Here is a 24,005-nt window from a genome sequence, read left to right on the forward strand (position 1 = left end):
AATGGGAACTCAAATTAAAAAAGTATCAGAAATTCCTGGACCAAAAAGCAAAGAATTATTAGCAAGAAGAGCTGCCGCTTTACCGGCCGGTTTAGGTAAATCTACCGAAGTTGTTGTTGAAAAAGCAGAAGGAGCTTTGGTTTGGGATGTAGACGGAAATCAACTAATTGATTTTGCAGGAGGTATTGGAATGGTCAATTTAGGACACAGACCAAAAGCTGTCGTTGATGCTATTAAAGCGCAATTAGACAAATACATTCACACCGGAGCGTTAGTAACGACTTTTGAACCGTATTTGGACTTTGCCGAAATGTTGAATAAAATTACTCCTGGAGATTTTGCCAAAAAGACTTTATTGTCTTGTTCGGGGTCTGAAGCAGTTGAAAATGCTGTTTCGGTGGCTAAATATTATACCAAAAGACCGGCAGTTATCTGTTTTGAAGGCGCGTATCACGGAAGAACAATGCTAACATTGAGTTTAACCAGTAAATATGGTTTGTTTAAAAAAGGATTTGGAACTTTTGCACCGGATATTTACCGTTTCCTTTCTCCAAATCTATACAGAAAACCCGATAGTATGACTGATGATGAATACATTGATTATTGTATCGAACGTTTTGATCAAAACTTAATTTCACATGTTGATCCTTCGGCTGTGGCAGCTATTATTATTGAGCCAGTTCAGGGTGAAGGCGGATTTATTCCGGTTCCAAAACGCTTTTTAGAAAAAATCAGAAAAGTATGTGACGAACATGGTATTGTTTTCATTGCCGATGAAGTTCAATCTGGAGCAGGTCGTACAGGAAAATTCCTTGCTATTGAGCACAGTGGAGTGATTCCGGATATTGTAACAATGGCAAAATCTATCGGTTCCGGTATGCCAATAAGTGCTACTACCGGAAAAGCTGAAATTATGGATGCACCGCATTTAGGTGGAGTGGGAGGAACGTATTCTGGAAGTCCGCTTGCTGTAGTTGCTGCGCATGAAACTGTAAAACAAATCAATACACCAGAGTTTTTAGATAAAGCAACTCACGTTGGTAATATTATTGTAAGTCGTTTGAAAGCGATGAGCGAAAAATTTCCGGTAATTGGAGACATTCGCGGATTAGGAGCAATGCTTGTAGTTGAGTTTGTAAAAGACAGAAAAACCAAAGAACCGGATATGGATTTTGCTATGGCAGTAATCAAAAAATCGGTGGCTAATGGAGTGATTTTAATCAGAGCCGGTTTGTATACAAACTGTATTCGTTTCTTGCCTCCAATTGTAATTACTGACGAACAATTGAATGAAGGATTGGATGTAATTGAAAATGCAATTCAAGAAGTGATCAACGAAAGAGCGTAGTTAAAGGTTGATTTTGAAACTTTAGACAAAATAAAAATGGCTTTAAAACTGATTTATAATGCTTCTATAATTACCATGGACGCTGCTTACCCCAAAGCAGAGTCTATGGTGATTAATGATTTGGGTAAAATTGAATCCATTGGAACAGAAAGTGAAATGTTAAATCAATTTGATTCTTTTTCGGAAGAAATCAATTTTCATGGCAAAACAATTGTTCCCGGTCTGAACGATGCTCACATACACGTATGGAAAATAGGACATCTTAGAACTTATATGTTAGATGTTCGCGGTGTGAAATCTATTGTTGAATTTAAAAGTGTTCTCAAAGAATTTGCCGATAAAAATCCAAATTCCAGTTGGATTATGGCTCGTGGTATCAACGAAATGGTGGTAGAAGAAAAACGATTACCTACCAAAGAAGATTTGGATGAAGTTATTCCGGACCGCCCCGTTTTTGTAATCAGAACCTGTGCTCATATTGGTATCGCGAATTCAAAAGCAATGGAAATTTCGGGAGTCACAGAAGATACAGAAGTTCCTTTTGGAGGAGAAATTCGCAAAAATGAGAACGGAAGTTTACAAGGTATTTTTACCGAAAGAGCTTTGGGATTAATCATGAATACCATTCCGCCTTTTACTTTCGAGGAATATAAAAACATGATTCTTGAAGCACATAATTATTTATTAAGCCTCGGAATTACCAGCGCAACAGATCCTGCTGCCAATGAAGAATTACTGGCCGCTTATATTCGATTAGACAAAGAAGGATTGTTGAAAGTGCGTATGAATGTTTTTCCGTTGCGAATTCCTGACGGGAGTGACGAAATTCAGGTGCTTCCAGAGTTATATGAATCGGAATTTTTGCAGATAAAAACCGTGAAGTTTTTTTCTGACGGAGGTCTAAGTTCAGCTACAGCTGCGTTGAATGTTCCTTACAAAAATACGAAAGGTTATAAAGGAGTACTGCGATTGGATTTTGAAAAATTTTACCAAACGGCAAAAGAGGCTGTCGACAAAGGATTTTCGGTTGCTACACATGCAATTGGACATCAGGCAATCGATTTGACGCTGGATGTATACCGTAATTTGTTTAAAATTAATCCAACTTTAAAACACAGAATTGAACATGTTGGGTTTTTATCCAATGAAAATATAAAAGATTTCGTAGCTATGAATATAACTGCGGCTATGCAGCCCATTTTTATTTATGAACTGGCTAATAATTTCAAAAGTACTTTGCCGGATGAATTACTAGAAGTCGTTTATCCTTGCAGAACAGTGGTAAGTAACCGAATTAATTTAGCCTTATCGACTGATGGACCGGTGGTTAAAGAAATTAATCCTTGGGTAAACATGGAAACAGCTGTTTCTCGAAAATCGGCTGATGGTTCTGTCATTGGAGAAAATCAAAAACTAACTCTAAAACAAGCGTTACGCGCTTACACTGTAGGAAGTTCCGTTGCGGATAATTTAGAACATATAAAGGGAAGTTTGTCTGTAGGTAAATATGCCGATTTTATTGTTTTAAATAAAAATCCATTTGAATTAGAAGATATTTCTACCGTTGAAACAATTGAAACCTGGAATAGCGGAAATTTATATTACAAAAAATAGGTTTTAAATCAGTAAATAAAACAATAATATCGATATTTATTGTAAAATAATTAATTATATTTGACTCGTTATAAAATTATAAAAATAAATTAAAATGAGTGCATTAGATGATGAATTAGATTACCAAATATTGAAACTGCTTCAAAAAGACGGCAGAATGTCATTTACTGAAATTTCAAAAGAAATAAATGTTGCGGTAAGTACGATACGGCACCGTTTCATCAATTTGGTTGAAGATGGAACTTTGAAAATAATTGGGAGGGTTGACCCCAATAAAATTGGTTTCAATGCTTATGCTAGTGTGTTGATTTCGGTAAAACCAAAATCGCACCTGAGTACCATTTTTGAAGAATTGACCAAATTACCAGAAATTAGTTTTCTGGCATCCGTTTCTGGAGATTACGATATTGAAGCCAATGTTATGTGTCGTGATATGGAGCATTTAAACGAATTATTAGGCGAAAAAATTCATGTTATGGAAGGTGTTTTTGATACCAAAACTAATATGTATATGAAAATATACAAATTCGCACAACCTGATTTAGAATTAGCAAAATTATCAAGCAAACAAAATGAATAATACAGACAGTTTATACGAAAGAAGGAAAAAAAGTATCCCTAATGCTTTAGGAATTTTTAATCCATCTAGTATTCAATCAGCAAAAGGTGCTATAATTATTGATGCCGATGGAAGAGAATTAATTGATTTTGCAGGTGGAATCGGTGTGAATAATGCAGGACACGGTGTTCCGGAAATTATTGAAGCCATTCAAAAACAAGCAGAGAAATTTATTCATGCATCGTTTAATGTTTCAGTCTATGAGCAATACATGGATTTGACTGAAAAACTATGTGAACTGCTTCCTCACGGAGATGCAACCAAAGCAATGCTAACATTATCTGGAGCTGAATCAGTAGAAAATGCTATCAAAATTGCTCGTGCAGTAACCGGAAAAGCAGGGATTATTTGTTATGATGGTTCCTTTCACGGACGAACCATGATGGCAATGACTTTGACATCAAATGTAAAATATAAAGAAGGTGCCGGGCCATATGCTCCCGAAGTCTATCGTTTAGAATACCCGTATTACAAACCGAGTATGTCTTCAAGAATGACTCAGGATGAGTTCGATGATTTAATGATTATGAAATTGCACAAAACATTTTCATCAACAGTTTCAATAACTCAGACTGCGGCAATCATAATGGAATTGGTTCAGGGCGAAGGCGGTTTTACTGTTGCGTCTAAAAAATACGTACAGTATTTACGTAAATTCTGTACTGAAAATAATATCCTGTTGATTTTTGATGAGGTACAATCCGGTTTTGGGCGTACCGGAGCTTGGGCAGCGTATGAGCATTTTGATGTGACTCCGGATTTGTCTACATGGGCAAAATCTATGGGTGGAGGAATGCCTATTGGAGCCGTTATTGGTAAACAAGAAATTATGGACTCCATTAAACCAGGACTTATAGGCGGAACGTATTTAGGTGGCCCGTTGAGTTGTGTGGCTTCATTAGCAAGTATTAATTACATGCAAAAAAATAACATTAATGCCGCTGGTGCAAAAGTGGGTAAAATTGTCCATGATAAATTTACTGAATTACAGCGTTTGTATCCGGATAAAATTACAGATGTTCGTGGGTTAGGAGCTATGTTAGCTATTGAATTTACTAATCCAATCACTAGATTTCCTGATGGTGTTTCGGCAAAAGCAATTGTAGATAAATGTCTTGCAAAAGGCTTAATTGTCATCACTTCTGGAACCTACGGAAATTGCATCCGAATTTTAAGTCCTTTGTTTATAGAAGATGAAGTATTAGCAAAAGGATTGTCCATTTTAGAAGAAACGATCAAGGAAGTTTTGATATAATAGCACTTTGTCAAAGTTCAAAACTTTGATCAAATAATTAACAAATAAAAATGAGAAAGCAATATATAAACGGAGAATGGTGTGATGCAATTGATGGTGGAGTTTGGAATGTTCAAAGTCCGTCTTCAGAAGAAATAATTGATACAGTTCCTTTTGGAAACACCGCAGATTGTAAGTCGGCTATTGCTGCAGCAGATGCTTCTTTCAAAGAATGGAAAAATACAACGCCTTATTTTAGAGCTGAAATTTTAAAAAAAGTAGCCAATTATATGCGTGCCAATGCAGAATCTTTTGCAAAAGAAACTTCCTTAGAAACAGGGAAACCAATGCTCGAATCAAGAGGCGAATGGCAGGTTTCGGCTAATCTTTTTGAATGGTATGCCGAGGAAGGAAAACGCAATTATGGACGAGTAGTACCGACCAACAGAGCCGATAAACGTTCTATGGTAATTTACCAATCTCTTGGTGTTGTTGGCGTGATTACGGCTTGGAATTTTCCGGCTTATAATCCGGCACGTGCTGTAGCCGCTGCTTTGGCTGCTGGTTGTAGTGTGGTTATGCGTGGTTCTGAATTTACACCTTTGTCCAGCTTTAATATGGCCAAAGCCCTTGATGAAGCCGGAATTCCTAAAGGTGTTTTTAACTTAATCAATACAGAACCGGTTTCTACAGGATTAGAAATGATTGAAAACCCGTTGTTGAAAAAAATAAGTTTCACGGGAAGCACTCGTGTTGGAAAAATATTAATGGACGGAGCTTCAAAAACATCCACTAAATTATCACTTGAGTTGGGCGGAAATGCACCTGTAATTATTGAAAAAGATATAGATGTTGAAGTGATTGCAAAACAAGCTTTGGTTGCCAAATTAAGAAATTGTGGTCAGGTTTGTGTAGCACCGCAACGTTTTTATGTGCATTCTTCTATTTTCAATCAATTTGTTTCAATTGTAAAAGAGGATATTTCAAAATTGAAAACGGGAATAAATGGTGGTGATATTGATTTTATTGGACCATTGATTAATAAAAAACAGCAGGAACATTCATTAGCAATGCTGGAGAAAGCAAAAAGTGAAGGCGCTATAATTCATATTGGAGGCGAAGTTTCTGAGAAAGGATTTTTTGTGCATCCGGCTTTAATTGAAGCAAGACAGCATCAATCCTTTATCAAAACAGAAATTTTTGGTCCGTTGATGATTGTTATTCCTTTCGAAACTAAAGAAGAAGTTTTAGAATGGGCTAATGATACTGAATATGGTTTGGCTTCGTATGTGTTTACAAATCACATTAAAACTGCCAATTTTTATGCTGAAAATCTGGAATTTGGTATGGTTGGAATCAATGAATGGGCTGCACACGGAACAGAATTGCCTTTTTCCGGATGGAAAAGCAGTGGTATCGGTCATGAATCTGGTTCAGAAGGATTGAAAGAATATTTAGAATTGAAATTAGTCAGTTACGGAAATATGTCTTGAGACTAAAAAACCAATTGCTATTAATAAAACCAACAATTTACAATTATGAAAAAGACAATTTTAGGAAAATATACCTTGCAAACTCCTTTGCCGGAACATGCAAAACAGCAAGCCGAATTGCAAGCAATTGTATTTCCAACCTTGTCTGAAGAAGAATTAATTACGGAAGAAAAATACAAAAGACATTTGGAGATTTTTCCCGAAGGACAATTTATAGTTTTAGATGGCGATCGGGTTATTGCTTCTTGCACGACTTTGCGTCAAAATTACCACAAGGGACATCATACTTTTCTGCAAATTTCAGATGATTTATGGTTAGGAACTCATGACCCAAAAGCAGATTGGATTTACGGATTGGACGTTTCTGTTCATCCCGATTATCAGGGAAAAGGAATTGGTAGAGAAATTTACAATGCCCGTCAGGAAGTCGCTAAAACATTAGGTTGCAAAGGACAAATGACTGCAGGAATGCCTATTGGATTTGACAAAGTAAAAGAGCAAATGACGATTGCAGAATATTGTGATAAGCTGATAAAAGGCGAAATAATTGACCCTACAGTGACGGCGCAAACTAAATGCGGGTTTATTCTTGTTGAACCTTTATTCGATTATTTAGATGATCCACGCAGCGGAAATTGTTCGGTTTTGATGTATTGGCCTTTAGATCCAAATACAAAATTAAGCGAGAATCATTAACTCTTTTAGAATTAATAAGCCTTAAAGGTTCGTAATTATTACAAATAAATAAAATGATATTCAAATCTATAAATCCATTTTCGCAAGCTGTTATTGCGGAACATGAAGTTTTGACAAATGCACAATTAACTCAAAAACTACAATTAGCCGAAAGTGCTTTCAAAAACTGGCGTACCACTACTTTTCAAGAAAGAGCAGATAAAATGCAAAAGTTGGCGGATATTTTGCGTGCCAATAAAAACGAATTAGGATTGTTGATTACCAACGAAATGGGTAAAATTTTATCCGAAGGAATTGGAGAAGTAGAAAAATCAGCAGGAAACTGTGATTTCTATGCAGAAAATGCCGAGAAAATGTTGAAAGACGAGCACTATGACACGCCTTTCAAAAGCATGTCTGTTTACGATCCGATGGGAGCTGTTTTTGCAATTATGCCTTGGAATTATCCTTTTTGGCAAGTTTTACGTTATGCAGCTCCGGCAATTATGGGAGGAAATGTTACGCTTTTAAAACATGCTCCAAACGTAATAGGTTGTGCTAAAGCTATTGAAAATGCCTTTTTGGAAGCCGGTTTTCCAGAAGGTGTTTTTCAACAAATAAATATTGATATTCCACAAGTCGAAAGTGTTATCGCTTCGGATATTGTACACGGAATTACCTTGACAGGTAGTGAAATGGCGGGTTCGTCAGTGGCGGCATTGGCAGGAAAACATATCAAAAAATCAGTTTTGGAATTAGGGGGCTCTGATGCTTTCATCGTTTTGGATGATGCTGATGTTGAAAAAGCGGCAACCGTTGCAACGCAATCCAGAATGCTTAATGCCGGTCAAGCCTGTATTTGTGCAAAGCGTTTTATTGTTACCGAAAAAGTAGCGGAAGAATTCTCTAGTTTATTTGCTAAAAAAATAAATGCCTTACAACAAGGAAATCCTTTGCAGGAAGGCATTCATATGGGACCTTTAGCTCGATTAGATTTAGCGGAAAAATTGAGTCATCAATTGGAGAAATCCTTACAACAAGGCGCAAAAATAGTGGTAGGAGGAGAACGTGAAGATTGTAATTTTCAACCCACATTAATTGATTTTGTCGACGCTGATAATATTGCTTTTCAAGAGGAAACTTTTGGACCGTTAGCTACAATTGTGAGAGCAAAAGATGAAAAAGATGCTATTGCTATAGCAAATAACCATCGTTATGGTTTGGCTTCGGCGATATGGACAGAAGATCGCGAAAAGGCATATAAATTGGCTAGAAAGATTGATGCCGGAAATGTTTTTGTGAACTCTTTGGTGCGTTCTGATTCTAGAATTCCTTTTGGCGGAATCAAAAAATCGGGCTATGGACGAGAATTATCTGAAATTGGTATAAAAGAATTTTTGAATATGAAATCCCTGATTATTGAATAATATAGAATAACTAAAACCAAATTAATAACTAAAACCAAAGTAGACATGAAAAAAGTAATTTTAATTTTAGTAGTAATGTTGACAAGTAGCTTGACATTTGCTCAAGATGCTCCGGCTGCAGAACCAGCAGTAGAAGAAGCAGAACCTAAACTTACAGCAGCAGTAGATGTAGTATATCCGTATTTATGGCGAGGGGTAAAATACTATGGAGATAAAGTAGCTTTCCAGCCGTATTTGAATTATGCTGTAACTGATAAATTATCTATTGGACTATGGGCAACAACTAACTTTTCTAATGCTGCGGATGCTTATAATGAATACGATTTGAGTATTTCGTATCAAATTTCTCCGGTTGTAAGTGTTGTTTTGGCAGATTATTATTGGCCGGCAACCAAAAATAATTTAGATTGGGAGAGAAGCAGTTATTTCGATTATTCTGACGGTTCTGCTAAAACATTAGACCTTTCGATATTATTAGACTTTTCAGAAAAAGGTGTGCCATTAGATTTTACATGGAGTACTTTTATTGGAGGTGGTGATTATAAAGATGATGCGGATGGAGGAAGATCAAGAGCTTATTCCAGTTACGCAGAAGTTGGTTATACACATTCTTTCGAAAGTGCTGGAATTGATGTTAGACCATTTGTAGGAGCAGCTGTTATAAACAAAGGCGGGTATTATGGAACAGATGCTAATGATGAAGCAGGATTTACTTTTTCTAATGTAGGAGTAAATGTTTCTAAAGAAATTAAAATTTCAGAGAACTATAGTGTTCCTGTATTTATTAGATATACCAATAATGATTATGGTGTGCCAAATGATAATTTAACAAAAACAGTTAGGAATTTCTTTTCGGCAGGAATGACTTTTACCATAAAATAATTCTTTATTATAATTTCTTAAAAGTGTCAAAGCATGAATTTGTTTTGGCACTTTTTTGTGTTTAAAAATGGAGTGTTTAGATTTTGTGTTGTGTGAAATTTAAATATATTATTTTTTATTTAATTTTTATTGAAGGCTATTTTTACAGGGGGTAATGTTTTTTATTTTGTTTTTAAAGTTGAATTTTAAATGTTTTAGCATGCTTATTTTGCTTTTTGTTGTCTTTTTTATGGGGGTTTGATTAAAAAATGCATTATTGAATTTTTAAAATACTTGCTTTAAAATATGAAAAATCCATTTTTAATCGATGTTTTTTCGGTATCGATAATTCTTCTCTGAAATGGGCAAAAAAGTAATTATTCTTTCTTTATCTTAAATAAAAGTTAATAAATTCGCCTCAATGAAACGCTGATTTATCAGCAAAAAGTAATGGTTTTATGAGTTGTGAGAAAAGAATATAACAGCTCTAAATTTGAAAAATAAACCCATTAATATCAAAATGAGATTACCATAACTAAAATAATTACCAAACGAGATTACTAATTAAAACTAAATTAAACATGAAAAAAGCAGGACTAATTTTAGCATTAATGCTAACAACAACTTTGACATTTGCACAAGAAACACCAGCGCCAGCTACCACTTTTGCAGGGTCAGCAGACATGTATTATAAATATGATTTTTCTAACCAACAAGGTAATGGATTAACAAGTTTTACAGGAGCGCATAACTCATTTCAGTTAGGTATGGCTTCTATTGAGGCTTCTCACAAAATGGGAAAAGCATCGGTTTTTGTAGACTTAGGTTTTGGAAGCAGAGCAAGTGAATTTACTTATAATGATGAAGCTAATACTTTCATGATTAAACAATTAAACTTCACTTATGAGTTTTCTGATAAATTTAAGGTAACTGCAGGTAGCTTCGGAACTCACATTGGATACGAATTATTAGATGCAGTAGACAACAAAAACTACAGTATGTCTTATGCATTTACAAACGGACCGTTCTTTAACACGGGAGTAAAAGCACAATATACTGCTGGAAAAGTTAGCTTTATGGCAGGAGTTTCTAATCCAACGGATTTCAAATCTGCGCTTGATGCAGGTTCTACTCAAAAAACATTTATCGGTCAAATAGGATATGTTGGAGGTACAGGTAGTGCTTATTTCAATGTAACTTCAGGAAGTGTTAATCCAGTTTCTGATAAAAATGTTACTCAATATGACATCGTAGCATCTAAGAAAATTACCGATGCGTTCTCTTTAGGATTTAATGGAACTTATGCTTCTGTAGCTGATGATTTTGATAGCAGCTTAGATGGAGAATGGTTCTCCCTTGTAGGATATGCTAGCTATGCCGTTAAAGAAAATGTTACTTTAGCGTATAGATTAGAGTATTTTGATGATAAAGATGCTCTTTCAGCTAATGCTATTGGTGGTAATATTCTTGGAAATACATTGTCTTTGAACTATAAATCAGGAAACTTAACGTTTATTCCTGAGATTAGAATAGACAGTTCATCTGTAGATACATTCTCTGATAGTGATGCACTTCCTACAGGTTCAAATGCATATATTTTACTTGCTACGACGTATACATTCTAATACATAAAAATATTTTTTTTACTGCCAAGACACTCTTTTTAGTGTTTTGGCAGTTTTTTTATGTCTAAATCTTTTTGTAAAAAACAAAAAAGCGGTTTTCTGAATTATCAAAAAACCGCTTCCTATTAGATTGTTTTAACTATTGCTTCTTGTAAATACTATAGATGGTGTTGATTGTTTTTTCATCCAAAATATCATTAACTTCGGTTTGTATGTAATGCAATTTGAATGCGGTAATGGCAGCCGAAAGATTCTTGGTGTTATAACCAATAATTCGTAATGCTAATTCAGCATTGAAATCTGCAGGAGCAGTTTCTAAAACTAAATCTGGCCAAATGCCAAATTCCTTTTCCGCTAAAACCTGCCACGGAAACAAAGCACTCGGGTCTTTTTTTCGGGTAGGCGCAATATCCGAATGCGCTATAATATTTTGAGCCGGAATATTGTAGTCTTTTTTTAATTTAGTTAAAAGCGAAAGCAGACTGTTTATTTGTAATTGCGAAAAAGGTTCTGTTCCGTTGTTGTCCAGTTCAATTCCTATCGAAGCGGAGTTTATATCCGTGTTTTTTCCCCAAGTTGCATTTCCTCCATGCCAAGCACGTAAATAATCATTCAACATTTGAACTACCCGACCATCATCGCCAATCACATAATGCGCACTTACTTGAGGTTTAACCAAAGTAAATGTCTTTATGGTTTGTTGTATAGAATCTTGTGCGGTGTGGTGAATAATAATAAAGTTTGGTTTCCGTAAATTGAAATTTACGGTACTTATCCACTCTGTATTTTTTCCGTTTTGTAAAGGAATAGACTCTTTTTTTAAGAGGTTTGCTTTAAAAATCTTCAATTGTTTCTGATAAGACTTCTCGCTGGTTCGATATGGATTTGAGGCGCATGAAGTAACTACTAATGCCGAAATCAAATAATAAAGAGGTCTTTTCATACTTTAGATTTTTATTCTTCAGATTCTTTTTTAGACTCTTTTTTAGATTTTTTATCGGCCTTAGACTTTTTTGGGTTTTTCATTTCTTCAGTAAAAGCCAAATATTTTTCTTTTTGATCTTTGTTTAATAAAACCATCACTTTTGAATCTGTAATTTCAGAAAGTGCTTTCATGTCTTTTATTTTATCTACTTGGCTATTTTCTTGTTTGATAATGATTCCTTGTGATCTCAAACTTTCTGTTAAAATATTTGATATGGCAATTACTTGCAATTCGTCAAGATTAACAGCCGTTTTTAATCGCTCAATTATTTTACCTACTGTAACTTCAACAGGAATTTCTTTTGGTTTTTCTCTTTCCTGACTCATTCCGCTATTCATTTGGCTCATTCTGCCGCCATTACCATAGCCATTTCCTCCATAACCATTACCGTACCCGTTTCCGTATTGTGCAGAAATAGTGTTTGCGGATAATAATAAAAAAGCACTTACTAATAAAATTTGAATAGGTTTCATATTATATGTTTTTAGAGTCAAAAATTTTAAAAAAAAGATATTATAAAAAATTAAGCAGGTTCTCCGTATAAATCAAATTCAGTAGCTTCAATGATTTTAATCATAACAAATTCTCCTGTTTTTACATAATGTTTTGAAGCATCAATTAAAACCTCATTATCTACATCCGGACTGTCAAATTCTGTTCTTCCTACAAAATGACCACCTTCTTTTCGGTCAATAATACATTTGAAAGTTTGACCTACTTTTTCCTGATTCAAATCCCATGAAATTTGAGATTGTAATTCCATGATTTCGTTAGCACGATCTTGTTTTACATTGTCGGGAACATCGTCTTCAAGCAAATAAGCATGAGTATTTTCTTCGTGAGAATAAGCAAAACAGCCCATTCTGTCAAATTTCATTTCCTGAACAAAATCTTTCAAGATATTAAAATCTTCTTGGGTTTCTCCTGGATAACCAACGATAAGTGTTGTGCGAATTGCCATTCCCGGAACTGCAGCTCTAAAATCTTTCAACAATTGAGTCGTTTTTTCTTGAGTTGTTCCACGTCGCATCGATTTCAAAATAGAATCAGATATATGTTGCAACGGAATATCAATATAATTACAAATCTTAGGTTCGCGTTTCATGATTTCCAGAACATCCATCGGGAAACCGGTAGGGAAAGCATAATGCAAACGAATCCATTCAATTCCTTCTACTTTTACTAATGCTTCAAGCAATTCACCAAGCGCTCTTTTTTTGTAAAGATCAAGGCCGTAATAAGTTAAATCCTGTGCAATCAAAATCAATTCTTTTACACCATTTTTAGCCAATCCTTCCGATTCTTTAACTAATTTTTCTATAGTTTGAGAAACGTTTTTTCCACGCATCAAAGGAATAGCGCAAAAACTGCAAGGTCTGTCGCAACCTTCAGAAATCTTTAAATAGGCATAATTTTTAGGAGTAGTTGTTAAGCGTTCTCCCAGCAATTCATGTTTATAATCTGCACCTAATGCTTTCAATAATTGAGGCAATTCTGTAGTCCCAAAAAACTGATCTACATTTGGAATTTCTTTCTCTAAATCAGGTCTGTAACGTTCAGATAAACATCCGGTTACAAAAACTTTATCCACTAAACCTCTTTCTTTTTTATCTGCATATTCCAAAATCATGTTTACCGATTCTGCCTTCGCATTATCAATAAAACCACAAGTATTGATGACAATAATGTTTCCTTCCTCTGCTTCAGGCGCTTCGTGAGTCACCTCTTTTCCGCTCGCACGAAGTTGACCCATTAAAACTTCGCTATCATACACATTTTTTGAACACCCAAGAGTGATTACATTAATTTTGTTCTTTTTTAAAGACTTCGTTCTCATAGTATTATAATCCCGATAATTTGGGAAGTTTGCAAAATTACGATTTTTATTTCAACTGAACTTGTTTCAGTTTCTAAAATATGTCTGTTTTTACCTTCTTCAAAACAGATTAGGAGCACTACTTTTTGTTTGTTTAAGACCGTTTGTCCCGCTATACGCTATATCCACGCAAAAAAGCGTGGGATGCCGCTGCTATCGGGGCTAGATTACACTTTTTTATTTTTTCATGACTTATTCAAAGAAAAAAGCCATTTCAATTCCAGAAATGGCTTTCAATTTTAAACAGGGACAATTGTTCAAAATATAATTTTATAATTCAAACAATACAGTAAGTGATACCGTATTATTTTTTGTATTTAAGTTGGCGCTATCAGTTAAACCTTGACTAAAAAATCTTTGTTGAGAATCTCTTTCGGCATAGGAATAAGCCAAATCTACTTTGGTAGCACCAAAATTGTAGCCCAATCCACCGGAATATCCGGTTAAATCACCAACAGTCATAGTGTTTTTATACGGACTTTGTTCGTAACGATATCCAGCTCTTAAACTCCAAGCCTCAATTTTATATTCTGCTCCAATTCGTAGTTCGCCTGTTTTGTCCAAAAGGGCGTTTATGTCACTGTTTAATCCATTAAAATAGGAATCGTTTTCGGGTTTAAATTTAGTATTACTGTAATCTTTCAGCGCATAATCAACACTAATTAGTCCTGTTTTACCAAAAACATACGCCAAACTTCCCGTTAATTTACTTGGTGTTTGCAATTTGTAAGGTGCATAATAGTTAGTAACTCTAGGATCAACATCATCCGGAAGTAATTCTTCAATGGTATTGGCGCTTACTGCAACTAATCTTTGTGATAATTCATCACTCAGTTTATACCAAGTCGAAGATTCGTAAGCTAATCCCGCTCGTAATTCAGGAGTGACTTTTGCAATAGCACCTAGTTGAAAAGAAAATCCGGTTCCATAAGTGTATAAATCATTATCAAAGCGCAATCTGCTAACTGTATAATCTGCTGTTAACGGTGCTTCATTGTCTTCATAAAAGCTGGAGGATTGCTTGTAATCTGTAAAATGAGAGTTTAAATTAATCCCAATATACAATTTATCTTTGTAAGAAGTAGCAGCATTAAACGACAGTTTGCCGTTGTATCCATTAGAAATTACGGAGTTTTCTTGGTAATAATTTCCTCCCGCAGGAACATTAGATGAAAATTGTGAATTTGCGGTATTATCATCCGGGCTTATGATAAAGCCTTGGTAACCAAGCATGGCTTGTTGAGCAGTAAAACCGTTTAGTCTTGGATATTGATTATTGGGTAGGTTGTTTCCTAAATAAGAATATAAATCAGAGATAGTTTCTCCGGAAACGGTATTCACAAATTCTTGAGGAACGGGTGCTCCGTTATTTCCATTGTTTCCATAATAAAGAAAATAACCGTCAATGGAATTATTCTGATTGGTTCCGGCAGCAAATGTTGAGTTGTTTAAATTGTTTATATTGTCATAATTTACAGCAACGGAAAACTTTTTCCAATTGCTATTTGAATTTTGATTTTTAAAAACAAAAACACCACCAGCTTGATTTAAATCAAACGAATTGTCTTTTTTGGTTGTTGGAGTGCCAAAATAAGTGGCATTGTTTTTTGTGTCATAATTGCTAACGGTTACTGCAATTTGATTATTAGAAAAAACAGCAGAACCCGCCGGATTTACATTGATAGATGATAAATCTCCTCCAAGAGCGCCAAAAGCTCCGCTCATAGCTTTAAAACGAGCAGTTCCATTCAAATTATCTTGCGCATAACGCATAGCATCTTGGATCTCTTGTGATTGAGAGACACTAAAGGTAAGTCCTGTAAATAGTAGGAATAGGTATTTTTTCATTTTGCTAAGTTTTGTGTTTTTGTAAATCTAAATAATATCAGGTTGTTATCCTCTGCTTCTTCCGCCACCTCCGCCAGAAGATCTTCCGCCGCCACTGTTTCCGCTAGAACGGCTTGGGCTATAGCTGTTGTTTGAATTATTAGATCTTGATGGTGTATAGCTTTCGCTTCGTGTAGTATTTGTGCTCGTATTTACTCTTGTTCGTACAGGATTAGTAGAGTTATTCCTGGTTTGTGATTGCGTACCTCTGGTAAATGTAGGTGCCGTTCTGTTTAGCGTAGTACTTGAGTTTCTTCTGAAATTAGTACTGTTGTTATTTCGGCTGACGGTATTGATTTGATTTTGTGAATAATTTCTGCTGGAATAGTTTCTGTTACTATTTGCTCTGTTAGAATAGGAAGAACCTCTTCTGCCAGGATTATAGGTATAATAATTGTTTGTGTAGCCATAACTTGGATATCCCCATCCGTAATAAGGATAACTCCATCCGTAACTTGGATATCCCCAGCCATAATATGGGTAACCCCAAGCTCCGTACCAGTTATTAAATCCAAAACCAAATCCCCAGTTCGAACCATACCAGTTTGAGCCATACCAGTTATTCCAACCGGTATCGTAAACGGTAACATTTATATCTTGAGGGTTGCTTCCCCAGCCTGAATATCCTGAATTTGTTACTTGAATAGAATCGTTAACGGTGTCGTAATTACCATAAGAATCAACATCGGTAAATATTTCTGTAGGTTGATTGTTGTTTTGAAGTGAGTTGAAATATTCTTTGTAAGGGGTGTTCGGATTGGTTTCAACTACTCTTTCGGTAGTTCTTACAATAGTTCTGGTATCGGTATTACCGTATATTCCGTCACTATCATAATAAGAACTGTTTTGATATGATCCGCAAGAATAAAGTAGAATGCTTAAAAATCCAATAAAGGAATAAAGGAATGTCTTTTTTTGGGAAATAGTATTAGTTTTCATATCTATCGGATTTTTTATTGTTGCACATTACAAAAATAGTTAGTTTTGCGGAACTATTTTAGTTAAAAAAAATAAAACAAAATTTGTGCCAAACTATTCAATATGAGTAAGAACCTTACTACAAGATCAGAAGATTATTCAAAATGGTATAATGAGCTAGTTGTAAAAGCTGATTTAGCCGAAAATTCAGGAGTTAGAGGCTGTATGGTTATTAAGCCGTACGGATATGCAATATGGGAAAAAATGCAAGCAGAGTTGGATCGCATGTTCAAAGAAACAGGCCATCAAAACGCTTATTTTCCTTTGTTTGTTCCTAAAAGCATGTTTGAGGCTGAAGAGAAAAATGCCGAAGGATTTGCAAAAGAATGCGCCATTGTAACTCATTATAGATTAAAAAACGATCCGGACAAGCCAGGTAAGTTAATGGTTGATCCAAATGCAAAATTAGAGGAAGAATTAATTGTTCGTCCTACCAGTGAAGCGATTATTTGGTCAACTTATAAAGGTTGGGTTCAGTCGTACAGAGATTTGCCATTGCTTATTAATCAATGGGCAAATGTAGTGCGTTGGGAAATGAGAACCAGGTTGTTTTTACGTACTGCAGAATTTTTGTGGCAAGAAGGGCATACTGCACATGCTACACGAAAAGAAGCTATTGAGGAGTCAGAGAAAATGATGAATGTATATGCTGATTTTGCTCAAAATTTCATGGCAATACCAGTTATTAAAGGATTGAAAACAGAAACAGAGCGTTTTGCAGGAGCAGAAGAAACATATTGTATCGAAGCCTTGATGCAAGACGGTAAAGCTTTGCAGGCAGGAACATCTCACTTTTTAGGTCAGAATTTTGCAAAAGCTTTCGATGTTAAATTTGCTAATGCCGAAGGAAAACAAGAGCATGTCTGGGGGACTTCATGGGGAGTTTCTACGCGATTAATGGGAGCGTTGGTTATGACACATTCGGATGATAAAGGATTGGTTTTACCTCCTAATTTAGCGCCAATTCAAGTGGTTATTGTTCCAATTCATAAAACGGATGAGCAATTACAGGAAATTTCAAATGAAGTGAATGTCTTAACGGCAGCTTTACGAAAATTGAATATCTCTGTTAAATATGATGATAGAACGACACAAAAACCAGGATTTAAATTTGCAGAATGGGAATTAAAAGGAGTTCCAGTTCGAATTGCAGTTGGACCAAAAGATTTAGAGAACGGCACTTTTGAAGTGGCAAGAAGAGATACTTTGACAAAGGAAATTATTTCAAAAGATGCAATTGTAACCTATGTAAATGATTTATTAGCTCAAATTCAGTCTGAGTTGTTTGAAAAGGCATTAAATTATAGAGAAACACATATTACTGAAGTGAATAGTTTTGAGGAATTTAAAACAGTTCTTGAGACTAAAGGAGGTTTTGTATCAGCACATTGGGACGGAACTGCCGCAACAGAAGAGAAGATTAAAGACTTGACTAAAGCGACCATTAGATGTATTCCTTTAGACAGGGCGGAAGAAGCGGGAAGCTGTGTTTTTACAGGGGAAAGTTCAGTAGGTAGAGTGTTATTTGCGAAGGCGTATTAAATTTTTTTATTTTTTTTAATACCAGCTATTGTACGTTTCAAAAATAGTTGTATTTTTGCATCCGCATTAGAGAAGCAGGGCCCGTTCGTCTATCGGTTAGGACGCATGGTTTTCATCCATGTAAGAGCGGTTCGATTCCGCTACGGGCTACTATTTTTTTTGCATGTTAAAGTTTTCCTGAACTTAGAGGGAAAAATGGCCCGTTCGTCTATCGGTTAGGACGCATGGTTTTCATCCATGTAAGAGCGGTTCGATTCCGCTACGGGCTACAATTTCAATTTCAGATTGATAAAAAACTTAGGAGGATATGGTCCGTTCGTCTAGGGGTTAGGACGCCAAGATTTCGTCTTGGTAACAGGGGTTCGATTCCCTTACGGACTACAAATAAAATAGTAAAAGATAAAAAAATAATAAAATGGCAAATCATAAGTCAGCTCTAAAAAGAATCAGAAGTAACGAAAAGAGAAGAGTATTAAACAGATACCAACATAAAACTACTCGTAATGCTATTAAAGCGTTAAGAATAGCTACTGATAAAGTGGATGCTACATCTAAATTATCTAGCGTTATCTCTATGATTGATAAATTAGCTAAAAAGAATATCATTCATGATAATAAAGCTTCTAACTTAAAATCTAAGTTGACTAAGCACGTATCTAAATTGTAATAATTTAATTTACACAAATAAATAAAAAAACCTCCTAATTCAGGAGGTTTTTTTATTTATAAATAATTGTTATAAGAGTTTGCTTTTTAAATACTCAAGCATAGATGTTGTTATTGGTTTAGACAAAAAATCTATTATTACAGGATGTTTTTTTGCTCTTTCTAAATCTTCTGGATCTATCGTGGAAGAGAGTATTATGACCTTCGTTTCGCTGAATTCAGCATAAGCGTCGCTTGTGAAATGATCTAAAAATTCCCAGCCTCCCATTATTGGCATATTAAGGTCTAAAAAAATTAATTGAGGAATTTTATCTGTTATTTTTTTTGTATTGTCGTACTTGAGTGTGTTGAAGTATTTGAGTGCTTCTTCACCGTCTTGAGCAGTTGCAATCTCGTTAGCGAAGCTGGATTTTGCGATTACTTTTTTGCATAACATAAGTGTTATGGGGTCGTCATCAACGAATAAAATTTTATCAAACATTTCTATTTGTTTTTAAATGTTAGTGTAAAAGAGGTACCTTTATTAACTTCACTTTCTATGCTAATGGTTCCTTCCATAGTTTCGACTTGTGATTTTACTAAATACAAACCAAGTCCTTTGCTGTCAGGATAATTATGGAATCTTTGGTAAAGCCCGAAGATTTTATCTCGATTTCTTTCTAAATCAATTCCAATACCATTGTCTTTAAAAGTCAAAACAATTGAATCGTCAACTTGGCTTGCTTTTATAGTTACTTTTAATTTTCGGTTTTCTGATTTGTATTTTATGGAGTTAGCTAAAAGATTTAGCATTATACTTTCCATGTAGGCTTTATTAATGTTTATTACGGAGATTTCTTCGAAATCAATTTTTATGATAGGCTTGTGGGATTCAATTTGAAAACTAAGTTGACTAAAAACATTTTCAAAAACGTCTGTCAAAGAAACATCTTCTTTTTGGATAGAAGGATTGTCTTTTATGATAATCACTTTTACCAAATCATTGATGGTTTCATTTAGTAAATGAGTAGATTTATTAAAGCCGTTTAAAATTTCTTCTAACTCATCGTTTTCTATGGGAATTTCTTCAATTAAATGTAATAAACCGGTAAGATTTGATAATGGTGCTCTAAGGTTGTGGGATATAATATAAGAAAACTGTTTTAAGTCTTTGTTATTTTGGGTTAATTCCCGAATAAGTTGTTCTTTTTCTTTTTCTCTTTTTTTCTCTTCAGAGATATCTCTTTGTATAGAAATCCAGTGTGATAGTTGGTTTTCTTCATTATATACTGGTATCATGGAGAAGCTTATCCAATACTCTTCATTGTTTTTGGTGTAACTGATAGTTTCAATTTGGCACTCTTCTTTGTTTTTTATTGCTTCTAATAGTTTTTTAAGTTCGTTATCATCAGAATTTGGGCCATTAAATAGATTTGGTGATTTTCCAATTACTTCTTGGGATTCATATCCTGACATATTAGAAAAAGCCGGATTTACATATATTATTTTAGGGATTTGATCTTCATCAGAATCTGCCTCAGTTATGATGACTGAATCTCTGGATTGTATAATTACCGTTTCTAATAATTTAAGGCGTCTTTCTTCCTCTTTTTGTTTAGTGATATCTTGTATAGCTCCAATCATTCGGATTGCTTTTCCGTTTTCGTCCTTCAAAAGAAAACCTCTGTCGAGTACATATTTGTAGGTGTTGTCAGCGCATCTGAAACGGTATTGATCTTGCCAGTTTTCAGTTTTTTGTTCTATAAACGAATATAGTTTAATGGACATTTTGATACTGTCTTCAGGATGAATTTTGTCAAACCACCAGGTTGAACTGTTGCCTACTTGTTCTTCTTTGTATCCAAAAACGCTTTCAATTCCTTTATTCCATGAAATTTGATCTTCTTGTATTTTCCAATCCCAAATGGTATCACTTGTCGCTTTTGCTACAATATCATACTTTTCGTTAGATTCTTTAATTTTATCGTTCGTTTTTTTGAGTTTCTCAAAAATAGAAATATTTCTATTGTCGTTCTTTGATAAAATAAATTTAAACAGTAATCCTGAAAAAACTATAAATCCGATATCTTTTGTAAAATTGAAAAAGCAGTAATTAGAAACAGAAGTGTATTGTTGTAGTAATTTATGACTAATAATAGCCATAAAAAGCGATATTAGAATGTAAATTGTGGTTGTTTGATTGGTTTTGCTTTTCATTACTTCAAATGTAATTAATTATTGCGAAAATATTAAATTTCATTTAAAACTTATTTATAAGGTTTCTTTATAATACTTGTTTGTGACTCTAATTCGTTAACAATATGTAAACTATTGCAGAAAGATTTTTTATATCAAAATAAAGTGTACCTTTGCACCCATTAAAAATCACAGATGGAATCTATTAGAAACATTGCAATTATTGCCCACGTCGATCACGGTAAAACAACTTTGGTTGATAAAATTATGTATCACTGTCAGTTATTTCGTGATAACGAAAACACAGGTGACTTAATCCTTGATAACAACGACTTAGAGCGTGAAAGAGGTATTACCATTACTTCAAAGAATGTTTCTGTTCAATATAAAGGAACAAAAATAAACATTATTGATACTCCTGGTCACGCCGATTTTGGTGGTGAAGTAGAGCGTGTATTGAATATGGCAGATGGTGTTTGCCTTTTGGTGGATGCTTTTGAAGGACCAATGCCACAAACGCGTTTTGTATTACAAAAAGCGATTGACTTAGGTCTAAAACCATGTGTTGTAATCAATAAAGTTGATAAAGAAAACTGTACTCCTGAAGAAGTTCATGAAAAAGTTTTTGACTTAATGTTTGAATTAGGTGCTCAAGAGTGGCAATTGGATTTTCCAACTGTTTACGGTTCAGCTAAAAATAACTGGATGTCTGACCATTGGGAAAACGTAACTGATAATGTTGAGGCATTGTTGGATATGGTTATAGAAAATGTACCAGCTCCTAAAGTTTCTGAGGGAACTCCACAAATGTTGATTACATCATTAGATTTCTCAGCATTTACAGGTCGTATCGCTATCGGTCGTCTTGAAAGAGGTGTTTTGAATGAAGGTATGCCAATCTCATTAGTAAAAAGAGATGGTACTGTAATAAAATCTAGAATTAAAGAGCTTCATACTTTTGAAGGTCTTGGTCGTAAAAAAGTACAACAAGTTATTGCTGGAGATATTTGTGCAATTATTGGTGTTGAAGGTTTTGAAATTGGTGATACTATTGCTGATTTTGAAAACCCAGAAGCATTGAAAACAATTGATATTGACGAGCCTACAATGAGTATGTTGTTTACAATTAATGATTCACCATTCTTTGGAAAAGAAGGTAAATTTGTAACTTCTCGTCATATTAGAGAGCGTTTGACAAAAGAATTAGAGAAAAATTTAGCAATGAAATTGGGTGAAACTGATTCAGCTGATAAATTTATGGTTTTTGGTCGTGGTGTACTTCACTTATCTGTTCTTATTGAAACAATGAGAAGAGAAGGATATGAATTACAAATTGGTCAACCACAAGTTATCATCAAAGAAATTGATGGTAAAAAATGTGAGCCAATTGAGGAATTAACTATCGACTTACCTGAGAATCTTTCTGGAAGAGCAGTGGAATTTGTTACTTTACGTAAAGGTGAAATGCTTTCTATGGAAACTAAAGGGGATCGTATGATTATTAAATTTAATATTCCATCTCGTGGAATTATCGGATTGCGTAATCAATTGCTTACTGCTACTGCTGGTGAAGCTATTATGGCACACCGTTTTATTGGATATGAGCCTTACAAAGGAGAAATTGCTGGACGTAACAAAGGTTCATTGATCTCTATGGAAAAAGGAAAAGCTATCCCTTACTCTATTGATAAATTACAAGATCGTGGTAAATTTTTCGTTGAGCCAAATGCTGAAATCTATGAAGGTCAAGTTATTGGAGAGAACTCTCGTGGAGATGACATGTGTGTAAACGTAACTAAAGAGAAAAAACAATCTAACGTTCGTTCTTCTGGAAATGATGAAAAAGCAAGAATTATTCCTCCGATTATTTTCTCATTAGAAGAAGCATTAGAATACATTCAAAAAGATGAATATGTAGAGGTTACTCCAAAATCTATTCGTTTGAGAAAAATCTATTTGACAGAAACAGATAGAAAAAGATTTAAAATCTAATTCTATTTTTTATATCAGAAAAGCCATTCGAAAGAATGGCTTTTTTTATACCTTTTACTTTTTCAATAAAAATTCTAATGGAATATTTAGTCGCTCTTTCCAAGATTTTTCAGAATGGTCTTTACCGGGAAAGAATTTCGTTATCCAGTTTTTTTCTGTAAACCCTCTTTGACGCATTGTTTCATCTACCTTTTTTTGTAAAGGCGGATACAAAGCATCTAAAGTTTGGTCTCCGTAATCAAAATAAATGCTATGGTTTTTTGGATTTGGAAGATTTTCTTTTAAATAAAGAACAAATGAATCTGGAATAGGATTGTTTTCTACTAAAAATATACCCGGCCAATGTGTTGATAAACAAGCTGCACCTCCAAATATTTTTGGATATTCACAAATAGCATACATAGAAATTAAGCCGCCCATACTTGAACCCGCAATAAAGGTGTGTTTTTTATCTCTTTTTGTATTAAATGTTTTGTCAATAAATGGTTTTAATTCAGTCACTAAAAATTTTAAATATAAATCCGAATAAGGTTTGAAAACTTCTGTAGTTTTTCCTGATTTCATTAGTCTTGCGGTAACAGTATCTTTTTGAATTTGGGATAGACTTTCATAAGGTTTTTGCGGGAAATATTCAGGATGGCGTTTTGCTCCATTATTCCAAATACCAATAACTATAAATTTTTGAGTTTTTCCTTCTGAAATTAATTTTCCTGCCACTTCATCAACTTCCCATGCTTGTTTGTTCCAAGTACTTTCAGCGTCGTACAACATGTTTCCGTCATGCATATACAAAACGGCATACTTTTCATTATTAGAATAATCATCGGGTAACCAGACATCAATATTTCGGGCATCAATAAATTGAGATTTAAAATTAGAAAATCGCATGACTTTTCCGGCGCTAACTTTTACTTCTTGTGCATATACAGCACTAAGCAGTAATGAAAATAGTAAAGTGAAGATTTTTTTATTCATAATAGTTTATTTAAAAAGTCTTTTTGTTGTAAA

The 24,005-nt window shown here is 34.5% G+C and carries 20 protein-coding genes and 3 tRNA genes; 15 read left to right on the forward strand and 8 right to left on the reverse strand.

Features of this window, described 5'->3' with window-relative positions; translation table 11 throughout:
* The first annotated feature begins 1 nt into the window (after position 1).
* The 9 genes from gabT to O6P34_RS09060 all read left to right on the forward strand — a co-directional run bounded on the left by gabT (position 2) and on the right by O6P34_RS09060 (position 10,896).
* Positions 2-1,348, forward strand: coding sequence for a 4-aminobutyrate--2-oxoglutarate transaminase (gene gabT, locus O6P34_RS09020; RefSeq protein WP_269684180.1), 1,347 nt, complete (start codon positions 2-4; stop codon positions 1,346-1,348).
* 36 nt (positions 1,349-1,384) lie between these two features.
* Positions 1,385-2,962 carry an amidohydrolase gene (locus O6P34_RS09025; protein ID WP_269684181.1) on the forward strand — a complete coding sequence of 526 codons (1,578 nt, stop codon included), beginning with the start codon at positions 1,385-1,387 and terminating at the stop codon, positions 2,960-2,962.
* A gap of 94 nt (positions 2,963-3,056) precedes the next feature.
* The gene (locus tag O6P34_RS09030; RefSeq protein ID WP_269684182.1) at positions 3,057-3,542 is read left to right on the forward strand and encodes an Lrp/AsnC family transcriptional regulator; all 486 of its coding nucleotides are present in this window, start codon (positions 3,057-3,059) and stop codon (positions 3,540-3,542) included.
* Entirely contained in the window at positions 3,535-4,836 is a 1,302-nt protein-coding gene (locus O6P34_RS09035) for an aspartate aminotransferase family protein (RefSeq protein ID WP_269684183.1), read from the forward strand. Before O6P34_RS09030 ends, O6P34_RS09035 begins: the two co-directional genes overlap by 8 nt.
* 50 nt (positions 4,837-4,886) lie before the next feature.
* Entirely contained in the window at positions 4,887-6,308 is a 1,422-nt protein-coding gene (locus O6P34_RS09040) for an aldehyde dehydrogenase family protein (RefSeq protein WP_269684184.1), read from the forward strand.
* Between the two features lie 45 nt (positions 6,309-6,353).
* Entirely contained in the window at positions 6,354-7,004 is a 651-nt protein-coding gene (locus tag O6P34_RS09045) for a GNAT family N-acetyltransferase (protein ID WP_269684185.1), read from the forward strand.
* Between the two features lie 53 nt (positions 7,005-7,057).
* Entirely contained in the window at positions 7,058-8,410 is a 1,353-nt protein-coding gene (locus O6P34_RS09050; RefSeq protein ID WP_269684186.1) for an NAD-dependent succinate-semialdehyde dehydrogenase, read from the forward strand.
* A gap of 45 nt (positions 8,411-8,455) precedes the next feature.
* Positions 8,456-9,292 carry a TorF family putative porin gene (locus tag O6P34_RS09055; protein ID WP_269684187.1) on the forward strand — a complete coding sequence of 279 codons (837 nt, stop codon included), beginning with the start codon at positions 8,456-8,458 and terminating at the stop codon, positions 9,290-9,292.
* A gap of 560 nt (positions 9,293-9,852) precedes the next feature.
* Positions 9,853-10,896, forward strand: a complete 1,044-nt coding sequence (locus tag O6P34_RS09060; RefSeq protein ID WP_269684188.1) for an outer membrane beta-barrel protein — start codon at positions 9,853-9,855, stop codon at positions 10,894-10,896.
* A gap of 139 nt (positions 10,897-11,035) precedes the next feature.
* Here O6P34_RS09060 and O6P34_RS09065 read toward each other — a convergent pair whose 3' ends face one another.
* From O6P34_RS09065 to O6P34_RS09085, 5 genes are all read right to left on the reverse strand, one after another.
* Positions 11,036-11,839, reverse strand: a complete 804-nt coding sequence (locus tag O6P34_RS09065) for an N-acetylmuramoyl-L-alanine amidase (RefSeq protein WP_269684189.1) — start codon at positions 11,837-11,839, stop codon at positions 11,036-11,038.
* Positions 11,840-11,850: 11 nt separating this feature from the next.
* Complete coding sequence (locus O6P34_RS09070; protein WP_269684190.1) at positions 11,851-12,354, reverse strand: hypothetical protein; 504 nt, start codon at positions 12,352-12,354, stop codon at positions 11,851-11,853.
* A 50-nt stretch (positions 12,355-12,404) separates the two neighbouring features.
* Positions 12,405-13,718, reverse strand: coding sequence for a 30S ribosomal protein S12 methylthiotransferase RimO (rimO, locus tag O6P34_RS09075; protein WP_269684191.1), 1,314 nt, complete (start codon positions 13,716-13,718; stop codon positions 12,405-12,407).
* Between the two features lie 309 nt (positions 13,719-14,027).
* Positions 14,028-15,605, reverse strand: a complete 1,578-nt coding sequence (locus O6P34_RS09080) for an OmpP1/FadL family transporter (protein WP_269684192.1) — start codon at positions 15,603-15,605, stop codon at positions 14,028-14,030.
* Between the two features lie 45 nt (positions 15,606-15,650).
* A complete protein-coding gene (locus O6P34_RS09085; protein ID WP_269684193.1) occupies positions 15,651-16,583 on the reverse strand; it encodes a hypothetical protein in 933 nt (310 codons plus the stop codon).
* Positions 16,584-16,685: 102 nt separating this feature from the next.
* Between O6P34_RS09085 and proS the strand changes: the two genes are divergently transcribed.
* From proS to rpsT, 5 genes are all read left to right on the forward strand, one after another.
* The gene (gene proS, locus O6P34_RS09090; RefSeq protein WP_269684194.1) at positions 16,686-18,164 is read left to right on the forward strand and encodes a proline--tRNA ligase; all 1,479 of its coding nucleotides are present in this window, start codon (positions 16,686-16,688) and stop codon (positions 18,162-18,164) included.
* A gap of 78 nt (positions 18,165-18,242) precedes the next feature.
* Positions 18,243-18,314: transfer RNA gene (locus tag O6P34_RS09095), tRNA-Glu, on the forward strand.
* 47 nt (positions 18,315-18,361) lie between these two features.
* A tRNA-Glu gene (locus tag O6P34_RS09100) sits at positions 18,362-18,433 on the forward strand.
* Between the two features lie 40 nt (positions 18,434-18,473).
* Positions 18,474-18,545 (forward strand) — tRNA-Glu (locus tag O6P34_RS09105).
* A gap of 34 nt (positions 18,546-18,579) precedes the next feature.
* On the forward strand, positions 18,580-18,831 hold the full coding sequence (gene rpsT / locus O6P34_RS09110) for a 30S ribosomal protein S20 (RefSeq protein ID WP_269684195.1): 252 nt from the start codon (positions 18,580-18,582) through the stop codon (positions 18,829-18,831).
* A 69-nt stretch (positions 18,832-18,900) separates the two neighbouring features.
* On the opposite strand, the gene O6P34_RS09115 is transcribed toward rpsT, so the two are convergent.
* Both O6P34_RS09115 and O6P34_RS09120 read right to left on the reverse strand, forming a co-directional pair.
* Positions 18,901-19,311, reverse strand: a complete 411-nt coding sequence (locus tag O6P34_RS09115; RefSeq protein ID WP_269684196.1) for a response regulator — start codon at positions 19,309-19,311, stop codon at positions 18,901-18,903.
* Between the two features lie 2 nt (positions 19,312-19,313).
* Positions 19,314-20,972: a PAS domain-containing sensor histidine kinase gene (locus tag O6P34_RS09120; protein ID WP_269684197.1), complete on the reverse strand. Its 1,659-nt coding sequence runs from the start codon at positions 20,970-20,972 to the stop codon at positions 19,314-19,316.
* A gap of 228 nt (positions 20,973-21,200) precedes the next feature.
* Between O6P34_RS09120 and typA the strand changes: the two genes are divergently transcribed.
* Complete coding sequence (typA, locus tag O6P34_RS09125) at positions 21,201-22,997, forward strand: translational GTPase TypA (RefSeq protein ID WP_269684198.1); 1,797 nt, start codon at positions 21,201-21,203, stop codon at positions 22,995-22,997.
* 54 nt (positions 22,998-23,051) lie between these two features.
* Here the strand turns inward: typA and O6P34_RS09130 are convergent, their stop codons facing one another.
* Entirely contained in the window at positions 23,052-23,972 is a 921-nt protein-coding gene (locus O6P34_RS09130) for an alpha/beta hydrolase (RefSeq protein WP_269684199.1), read from the reverse strand.
* Between the last annotated feature and the right edge of the window lie 33 nt (positions 23,973-24,005).

The sequence above is a fragment of the Flavobacterium lacustre genome (genome assembly GCF_027474525.2).
In the GTDB taxonomy this organism is placed as follows: Bacteria; Bacteroidota; Bacteroidia; order Flavobacteriales; family Flavobacteriaceae; genus Flavobacterium; species Flavobacterium lacustre.